The following is a 7,971-nucleotide window of genomic DNA, read 5'->3' on the forward strand; positions in this document are numbered from 1 at the left end:
CTGGTCGCGCTTTTTGCGGACCTCAACGGCACCTGTGACGTAGGTCTTGTGGTGAACGCCGCGGCCTTTGCCCCGCGTCTTGCCGCCGACGAGCGTCTCGTCCACCTCGACCGGCCACTCTGCACCAATGCGGTCCCGGTCGGGGCGAACCAAGCTGGCGCGCAGTTTGTGCAGCATTTGGAACGCCGTCTCGTAACGGCTCAGCCCAAGCTGGCGCTGGAACTGCAGCGCCGAGATACCCGGCGTCTGCGTCGTCACGAGGTACGCTCCCCAGAACCAGACCTGCAGTGGCGTATGAGTCGCGTGCATCACTGTCCCCGCCGTGAGATAGGTGTTCCGCCGACAGGCGCGGCACCGCAAGACCGTGGGCCTATTCTCGAAGCGGTACGCCGCGCCCACGGCGCCGCACCAAAGGCACGCGAAGCCATCCGGCCAACGGACTCGCTCCAGATAAGCGCCGCAGGCCCGCTCATCGGGGAACATCTGCTGGAATTCAAGCAACGTCGTCGGGAAGTGCTTCGCCACGCGCGAACACTACCCCTAGGGGTAGTGGGCGTCAACCGGATAGGCATGGTTCCAACAGCATCGGCAGGTTACCCCTGAAGATCATCGTCCCGATCACGGACTGGAAGCCACCCTACGTCAACTATCCATGGATGGTTTACCTTGAGCCCAACAAACTGAACGGCCTCCCAGAAGTCGGGGGCCGATACGTTCCAGGTCCGGTCTATCGATCAATCCCGCTTGGTAAAGAAGCGGGGCGTTCCTCGAGCCGGTGATGGAGGAGATCGCGGCGGGGGTTGCGATCTGTATCGAATATAAGTGATAAAAGATGCGAAAGTCCTCGGATACCGGATTAGAGATGATCGACAAACAAGAATTTTATGGCTCTTCCGCAGAATTTGTGGGTCAGTGGAGAGACGGTCTAGCAATGATCGCATGATAATCATGCGATCATTGCCAGCATCCAAGTCTAATTGGGTGCGCGCCGTTGCAGCGTGAGACCCTTGAGCAAGTTAAGCGCTTCGTACAATTCATAGTCGCTGGTCGCCAGGGTTTGACCGTTTTCGGTATTCGCTTTTGCATCCGTTGGCTTGGTTTCGGTCGGCGCCGCCTCGGCAGGGGGCTGCTTCCCGTTCGAGAGGTGTCGCGTGAGGTTGCTCTCTTTAATCTCGTCCAAGGCCGGATTCTCCGCGGCAGCCACTCTTACCCGGTCTAAAATGATGTCCGGGACGATGCCCTCGGCCTGGATGGACCGACCCGAGGGAGTATAGTAAAGGGCGGTCGTGAGCTTAAGCGCGGCGTTATTGTTCATCGGCAGGATGGTTTGCACGGAGCCTTTCCCGAAGGTCTTGCTCCCCATCAGCACGGCGCGGCGGGCGTCTTGGAGCGCGCCGGCCACGATTTCCGAGGCCGAGGCCGATCCGCCGTTGACGAGTATGACCATCGGCGCCCCGTTCAAGGCATCCTTGGGTTTCGCTTCGAAGCTCAGCTCGGATCCCTTGCCGCGCCCCTTGGTCAGGACAATGAGACCTTTTTCCATGAATACGTCGGCGACGGCCACCGCGGAGCCCAAGATCCCGCCGGGGTTATTACGCAGATCGAGGATGAGCCCGGAGAGCCTGTATTTGTTTTCGCGTTTCAGGGTGTCGAGGGCGGCGGTGAGATCGTCGCCCGTGCGCGTTTGAAAATGCGAGATGCGTACATAGCCCAGTTGCGGTTCCAAGGTCCGGCTCTTGACGCTTTGCACCTTGATTACCGCTCGCTTTACGGAAATCGCCAGCGGCTTTTCCTCGCCTTCGCGCATGATGGTTAGCTGGATAGTCGTTCCGGGTTTGCCCCGCATCATTTTTACCGCGTCGTTAAGGCTCATGCCTTTTACCGGCGTATCGTCAAGGCGGACGATAAGATCCCCCGCCTTGATCCCGGCTTGGTGCGCCGGCGTATCATCGATCGGCGCGATTACCTTGACGAAGCCGTCCTTCATCCCGACCTCGATACCGAGGCCCCCAAATTCCCCGCTCGTCCCTTCCTGCAAGCCGCCGTAGGCGTCGGGGTCGAGGTAGGCCGAATGCGGATCGAGCCCCGACAACATTCCCCGAATCGCGTTCTCGAGTAGATCCGCGTCACCGACCTCTTCGACGTAATCGCTCTTGATCTTCGCGAATACCTCGGTGAACGTGCGCAACTCATCGAGCGGTAAGCCCGCGCGCGGATTCGAGGCGGCATTGGCGATCTCATTTCCGCCGCCAGCGAGTTGAATGCCAAGGCCGAGCCCGAGCGCCAGAATAAAAACGTTTTTCACCATATGTTTCATTTACCGAACTCCACCGGGAAATCAAATAAGATTACGATTAAGTTCGCCATTACCGCAATAAGCGGCCCAGGCGTTGCCGTGGCCGCAGCGATTGGCGACAGGTCCCTTGCGACGGTTCCAGCGCGACCAGCGTGCGCCCGCTCATTTCCGCGGGAGGATCAAGCCCGAGAAGATAGAGCAGCGTTGGGGCAATATCGGCGAGCGTACCGCTCCGTGCAAGTCCGGCGGGACGCCCTATATAGAGCAGCGGTACGCGATTGCGAGTGTGAGCCGTGTACGGCTGCCCGCGCCGCATCTTGGTGGAAACCCCCCGCATCTTCTCGGCGTTACCGTGATCGGCGGTGATGAGCATCTCCCCGCTCACGGCTTGAATCGCGGCCACGATGCGTCCGAGACAGGTGTCTATCGCCTCGATCGCCTTGACCGTGGCCTCGAAGTTCCCCGTGTGGCCGACCATGTCGGCATTCGCGAAATTGCAAACGATGACATCGTATTTCTTGCTATAAATCGCCTCGACCAGGCGATCCGTGATACCGTCGGCGCTCATCTCGGGTTTGAGGTCGTAGGTCGCGACATGGGGCGAGGGCACCAGGATCCGATCTTCGCCGTCGAAGACGCGCTCTTCGCCGCCGTTGAAGAAGTAGGTGACGTGGGCGTATTTTTCCGTCTCCGCGATGCGCAGTTGAGTGAGTCCTTGGTGGGCGAGGTATTCGCCCAAGACGTTGTGCAGGCGCTCCGGGGGATAGGCGCAGGGAATGTGAAAATCGGCGTGATAGCGGGTCAGGCTGACATAGGCGCCGGGCGCCGGCATCCGTCCGCGCTCGAAGCGGTCGAAATCGGGTTCTATAAAAGCCCGGGTGAGCTGGCGGGCGCGGTCGGCGCGGAAGTTCATGAACACCACAACATCGCCATCGGCCACCGTCACCACCTCGCCGTTCGCGGGTACGATCGCCGTGGCTTGGACAAACTCGTCGGCCTCCCCGCGCGCGTAGGCCATGTCGAGGGCGATGAATGGGTCCGTGGATCGGTAGCGGGCGCGGCCGTGGGCGATGAGATCATAGGCTTCTTGGGTACGGCTCCACTGGTGGTTGCGGTCCATGGCGAAATAGCGGCCGATGAGTGAGGCGATCCGTCCCGCGCCGGTCGCGGCAATCTTGACCTGCGCCTCGAGAATGGAGTCGGCGGCGCTTTTCGGGGGGCGGTCGCGCCCGTCCAAGAAGGCATGCAGGTAGATCCTCGTTGCGCCGCGCTTGGCCGCGAGGTCCATCATGGCGAGGATGTGCGCCTCGTGGCTGTGAACGCCCCCGGGCGAGAGCAGACCCAAGATATGGATCGCGCGCCCGCTCCGCACTGCGCGGTCGACGGGAGCGATCAGGTTCTCGTTGCGGAAGAAGGAACCGTCTTCGACGGCGCGGGTGATGCGCGTGAACTCCTGCAACACCAAGCGTCCGGCGCCGAGGTGCATGTGCCCGACCTCGGAGTTTCCCATTTGATTGTCGGGCAGGCCGACGTCTAGGCCCGAGCAACCGATAAATGTATGCGGGTACAATGCCCAGAGATCGTCCCAAACCGGCTTATGCGCGCTATGGATGGCATTGTATTCGGTAGTGTCGCTGTGGCCCCATCCGTCGAGGACGGCGAGGATTAGGGGGCGCGGGATTAGGGGCATGCGCGTGAGGCGAGGCGCGACGGGTAGCTGCGGTGGCTCTACGAAACCGCATACTGGCTGGTAAACATCCGCGCGAGTGTATCATGATCCGGTGTCATTGATTGCGCACACCGGGGATGCCAAGCGCGGGCGTTTCGCGTGGCGGTGAGCATGGCCTTTTCATCCGTGGCCTGGCAAAATGCGCCCATGCGTTACGCCGGTTGCACGGCGGTGCTCGGGGCGAGATCACGATGGCTGGGCAACGCGGTGTAGCGGCGAACGGGGTAGAGGAGATTAAATGGAGCAACTTGGCGAATTCATAGTGAATCACTGGATATTGTTTTCCGTGCTGGTGCTGAATATCTTGGTGCTGGCGCTGTATGTCGCGAAAGGATCCGCGGGCGGGGCGCCGCAACTGCTTCCGGCCGAGGTGACTCGAATCGTAAATCATCAGGACGCGACCATTATCGATGTGCGTGATCAGGCGGCCTATGGCCGCGGGCATATCTTAGGCTCGCTGAGCCTCCCGCTCGCGGACCTGGCGAGCCGCGCGGGCACGGTGACGCTCGATCGCAAGAAACCGGTGATCCTCTGCTGCCAGGCCGGGAACACCTCCGCCGCCGCGGTGGAGCCTTTGACCAAGGCGGGATTCGAGAACATCTACCGGCTCAAGGGCGGAATGCAAGAATGGCAGCAGAGCAATTTACCGGTCACTAAAAAGTAGAGGAGGGCGGAGTTGTTAAGCGAGGCAGAGCTATGACAGGCGCCAACGGGGATCAGAGCAACCCTACGCAAGCGCAACCGCTGGCCGGCCAGTTGGCGATCCAAAAGATCTATGCCAAGGATATTTCCTTCGAGGCGCCGCAGTCCCCGCACGCGTTTCTGCAGAAATTGAATCCGACCATCGACGTCCGGATCAATAATCAAGCCACGCGTCTCGATGAGGAGGTCCACCAGGTGGTGTTGACCGTGACCGTCACCGTGCATAGCGAGGATAAACCGCTGTATGTGGTCGAGGTACAACAAGCGGGGATCTTTACGATCGCGGGCTTTCCCCCGGAGCACCTGGGGGCGATCCTGGCGACGGCCTGTCCCAATATACTGTTTCCTTATGCCCGCGAGGCGGTATCCGACTTAGTGATCCGCGGGGGGTATCCGCCGCTCCTGCTCGCCCCGGTTAACTTTGATGCGCTCTATGCGCAGGAGTTCAAGCGCCGCCAGCAGGGGGTGCCGTCCCACGCGGAGCAGCATTAGGAAGCGGGTTTAACCGCGTTCGCAACCGGCGTTGGATCCTTCCCCCGCGGCAAACACAACGGCGCCTATTCTCGTGATGGGCGCCGGCTCCTGGGGCACGGCGCTTGCCGTCCTGTTGGCGCGCAACGGGCAGCCGACCTACCTGTGGGGGCATGATCCGGCGCACATCGCCTCGCTGCGCGAGATGCGCCGCAACACTCGCTTCCTTCCTGGCATCGTCCTGCCCGAGGCGGTCATGCCGATTACGCACCTCCCGCCGGCCAGCATACGGGATGTCATTATCGCGGTGCCCGTGAATGCCTTGCGCGAGGTCACGCGTGACGTTCTGGCTCAGGTTTCGGGAACCTTACGCATCGCATTGGCATGCAAAGGCATCGAAGCGAGCACCCACAAGCTGGGGCACGAAACCGTCGAGGAGGTGCTCGGGATGAACACGGTCACCGCCTTGGTCTCCGGACCGAGCTTTGCGGCGGAAGTTGCCGCGGGTCTGCCGACCGCGCTGACCGTGGCCTCGCGTAACGAGCCTTTCGCGCGCGATCTGGTCAAGCGTTTACATAACCGGAGCTTTAGGGCTTACATCAGCGAGGACCTCACCGGGGTCGCCATCGGCGGGGCGGTAAAGAATGTCCTGGCGATCGCGGCGGGCGTCGGGGATGGCCTCGGCTTCGGCGCCAATACGCGCGCGGCTCTGATTACGCGGGGGCTTGCCGAGATGGTGCGCTTGGGCTTGGCCTTGGGGAGCCAGCGGGCGACGCTCACGGGTCTCGCCGGCATCGGTGATTTGGTGCTCACTTGTACCGATGATCAGTCGCGCAACCGCAGGCTCGGCCTCATGCTCGGGCGGGGCGTGAGCCTGCCCGAGGCGCTACGCCGCATCGGCCAGGTCGTGGAAGGCGTCCGCACGGCCTACGAGGTATTGTCCTTGGCGCGAAAACACGCCATCGAAATGCCGATAGCCGAGCAGGTCGTGCGCGTTGTGGCTGGCGAGTGTGAGCCGCGCGAGGCGGTGCAGACATTGCTCGCGCGCGAGCCGCGCCAGGAGATCGAGTGCAGCTAGGCTATCGGGCGAATTGGTCATCTAGACAAAGCAGTTTGCGTTGCCGATGAACCCGCGCCATGGAAACCCCGCTGCCGCCAGGCTTCGTAAACAATGACGGCCACAGCATTCGATAAGTTCAGGCTGCGGCATCCGGCCCGCATCGGAATGCGGAAGATGTTCTCGGGACCGAGCCGCTCAAGGAGGTGCGGTGGTAGCCCCCGAGTCTCGGGACCGAACAGGAATGCGTCTTCGGGCCGGAAAGCGATGTCGGTATAACAACCTTGCCCTGTGGTTGAAAACCCGAATACCCGTAGCGGTTGCACGCGCGCCATAAACGCCCCGATCTCGGCATGCACAGCGATCCCCGTCAGTTCGTGATAATCCAGGCCGGCGCGCCGCAGGCGCCTATCCTCGAGCGAGAATCCGAGCGGCTCGATAAGATGCAAGCGCGCTCCGGTATTCGCGCACAGCCGTATAATATTGCCCGTGTTCGGCGGGATTTCCGGCTGATAAAGAACAACATGAAACAAGGTGGCTGATGGCTGCACGAGAACAAGACATGCTGGCCGTCGATTTCCGCGGCTTGCCTTTCGCGACCCCGTTGGTGTTGTTGTCAGGGTGCGTGGGCTTCGGCGAAGAATACACGCGCGTCGCCGGATTTTCCAACGGCGATGCCGGGGCGATCTGCTTGAAGGGGACGACGCTCGAGACGAGACTCGGGAACCGCCCGCACCGGATCGCCGAGACGCCGGGCGGCATGCTGAACGCGATCGGGTTACAGAACCCCGGCGCCCGGGCGGTAGTCGACGCCATTTTGCCGCGCTTGAATTTTGAGGAGACGCGTTTCATCGCCAACGTGTGCGGCTCGACCATCGAAGAATACCGCGAGGTGACTCGGATCTTCGATGATTCACCCATCGATGCCATCGAGATCAATATTTCTTGTCCCAACGTCAAGGAAGGCGGTGTCGCCTTCGGGAACGATCCCGATATGTCCGCCCGGGTGGTGGCGGCCTGCCGGGCGGTCACGCGCAAGCCTCTGATCACGAAACTCTCGCCCAACCAGACCGAAATCGCCGAGAACGCGCGCCGCTGCATCGAGGCGGGATCGGACGCCTTGGCGGTCATCAATACCCTCATGGGGATGGTGGTGAACATCGAGACCCGCCGCCCTGTGATAGGCAATAACCAGGGGGGATTGTCGGGACCGGCCATCAAACCCATCGCGTTGTTGAAGGTGCACCAGGTCTACCAAGTGTGCCGGCCGCACGGTATTCCCATCATCGGGCAGGGCGGGATCACGAACGCCGCCGATGCCATCGAGTTCTTGATCGCAGGGGCGACGGCGGTCGGGATCGGGACGGCCTTGTTCTACGATCCGCTCATCTGCCCGAAGATCAACCGCGGGATCATCGAGTACCTCGAGCGCCACCGCGTGCGCTCGGTTTCGGACTTGGTTGGGACGCTGAAGCCCCATGCCGCCGCGTCGGCGGTGTGCACGGGCTGAGTGGACGCAATCCTCGATACCCATTTTTGCTATCATTGATGAAAACGCATACTTATGCTGTTCTCATTAAGTGGAGAATAAGCCAGTATTGTCGCCGGAGAAAGCTGTTGGTAAAGCGCGCTGGAGTCAATTTAGATTTCGCCACCACGGGGTATGCAACCCCGTGGGGCGACCAAAGGGGAGAGCTGCGCCTCTCCCCTTTGGAA

At 61.4% G+C, this 7,971-nt stretch carries 8 protein-coding genes; 4 read left to right on the plus strand and 4 right to left on the minus strand.

All coding sequences use genetic code 11. The features are described 5' to 3' along the window. The 3 genes from M3436_17430 to gpmI all read right to left on the minus strand — a co-directional run. The coding region (locus M3436_17430; GenBank protein MDQ3565804.1) for an IS1595 family transposase at window positions 1–483 on the minus strand (483 nt) is incomplete at its 3' end. A gap of 490 nt (window positions 484–973) precedes the next feature. Then, entirely contained in the window at window positions 974–2,308 is a 1,335-nt protein-coding gene (locus tag M3436_17435) for a S41 family peptidase (protein MDQ3565805.1), read from the minus strand. A gap of 58 nt (window positions 2,309–2,366) precedes the next feature. Beyond that, window positions 2,367–3,986 (minus strand): 2,3-bisphosphoglycerate-independent phosphoglycerate mutase, encoded by a 1,620-nt coding sequence (gene gpmI, locus M3436_17440; protein MDQ3565806.1) that lies wholly within the window; start codon window positions 3,984–3,986, stop codon window positions 2,367–2,369. A gap of 277 nt (window positions 3,987–4,263) precedes the next feature. On the opposite strand from gpmI, the gene M3436_17445 reads away from it, so the two are divergent. The 3 genes from M3436_17445 (at window position 4,264) to M3436_17455 (ending at window position 6,276) form a co-directional block, all read left to right on the plus strand. Continuing rightward, entirely contained in the window at window positions 4,264–4,689 is a 426-nt protein-coding gene (locus tag M3436_17445; GenBank protein MDQ3565807.1) for a rhodanese-like domain-containing protein, read from the plus strand. Between the two features lie 32 nt (window positions 4,690–4,721). Further along, window positions 4,722–5,219, plus strand: coding sequence for a protein-export chaperone SecB (secB, locus tag M3436_17450; GenBank protein ID MDQ3565808.1), 498 nt, complete (start codon window positions 4,722–4,724; stop codon window positions 5,217–5,219). A gap of 76 nt (window positions 5,220–5,295) precedes the next feature. Further along, on the plus strand, window positions 5,296–6,276 hold the full coding sequence (locus tag M3436_17455; GenBank protein MDQ3565809.1) for an NAD(P)-dependent glycerol-3-phosphate dehydrogenase: 981 nt from the start codon (window positions 5,296–5,298) through the stop codon (window positions 6,274–6,276). A 17-nt stretch (window positions 6,277–6,293) separates the two neighbouring features. On the opposite strand, the gene M3436_17460 is transcribed toward M3436_17455, so the two are convergent. Beyond that, on the minus strand, window positions 6,294–6,788 hold the full coding sequence (locus tag M3436_17460) for a tRNA (cytidine(34)-2'-O)-methyltransferase (GenBank protein ID MDQ3565810.1): 495 nt from the start codon (window positions 6,786–6,788) through the stop codon (window positions 6,294–6,296). An 8-nt stretch (window positions 6,789–6,796) separates the two neighbouring features. On the opposite strand from M3436_17460, the gene M3436_17465 reads away from it, so the two are divergent. Continuing rightward, the gene (locus M3436_17465) at window positions 6,797–7,765 is read left to right on the plus strand and encodes a dihydroorotate dehydrogenase (protein MDQ3565811.1); all 969 of its coding nucleotides are present in this window, start codon (window positions 6,797–6,799) and stop codon (window positions 7,763–7,765) included. Window positions 7,766–7,971 lie beyond the last annotated feature (206 nt).

The organism is Pseudomonadota bacterium, from assembly GCA_030859565.1.
In the GTDB taxonomy this organism is placed as follows: Bacteria; Pseudomonadota; Gammaproteobacteria; order JACCXJ01; family JACCXJ01; genus USCg-Taylor.

Excerpts from the sequence above, each read along its gene's own strand:
- M3436_17455 (MDQ3565809.1), top strand. The coding sequence starts at position 5,296 with ATGGGCGCCGGCTCCTGGGGCACGGCGCTTGCCGTCCTGTTGGCGCGC.
- M3436_17435 (MDQ3565805.1), bottom strand. The coding sequence starts at position 2,308 with ATGGTGAAAAACGTTTTTATTCTGGCGCTCGGGCTCGGCCTTGGCATT.
- M3436_17465 (MDQ3565811.1), top strand. The coding sequence starts at position 6,797 with ATGGCTGCACGAGAACAAGACATGCTGGCCGTCGATTTCCGCGGCTTG.
- M3436_17445 (MDQ3565807.1), top strand. The coding sequence starts at position 4,264 with ATGGAGCAACTTGGCGAATTCATAGTGAATCACTGGATATTGTTTTCC.
- secB (MDQ3565808.1), top strand. The coding sequence starts at position 4,722 with ATGACAGGCGCCAACGGGGATCAGAGCAACCCTACGCAAGCGCAACCG.
- gpmI (MDQ3565806.1), bottom strand. The coding sequence starts at position 3,986 with ATGCCCCTAATCCCGCGCCCCCTAATCCTCGCCGTCCTCGACGGATGG.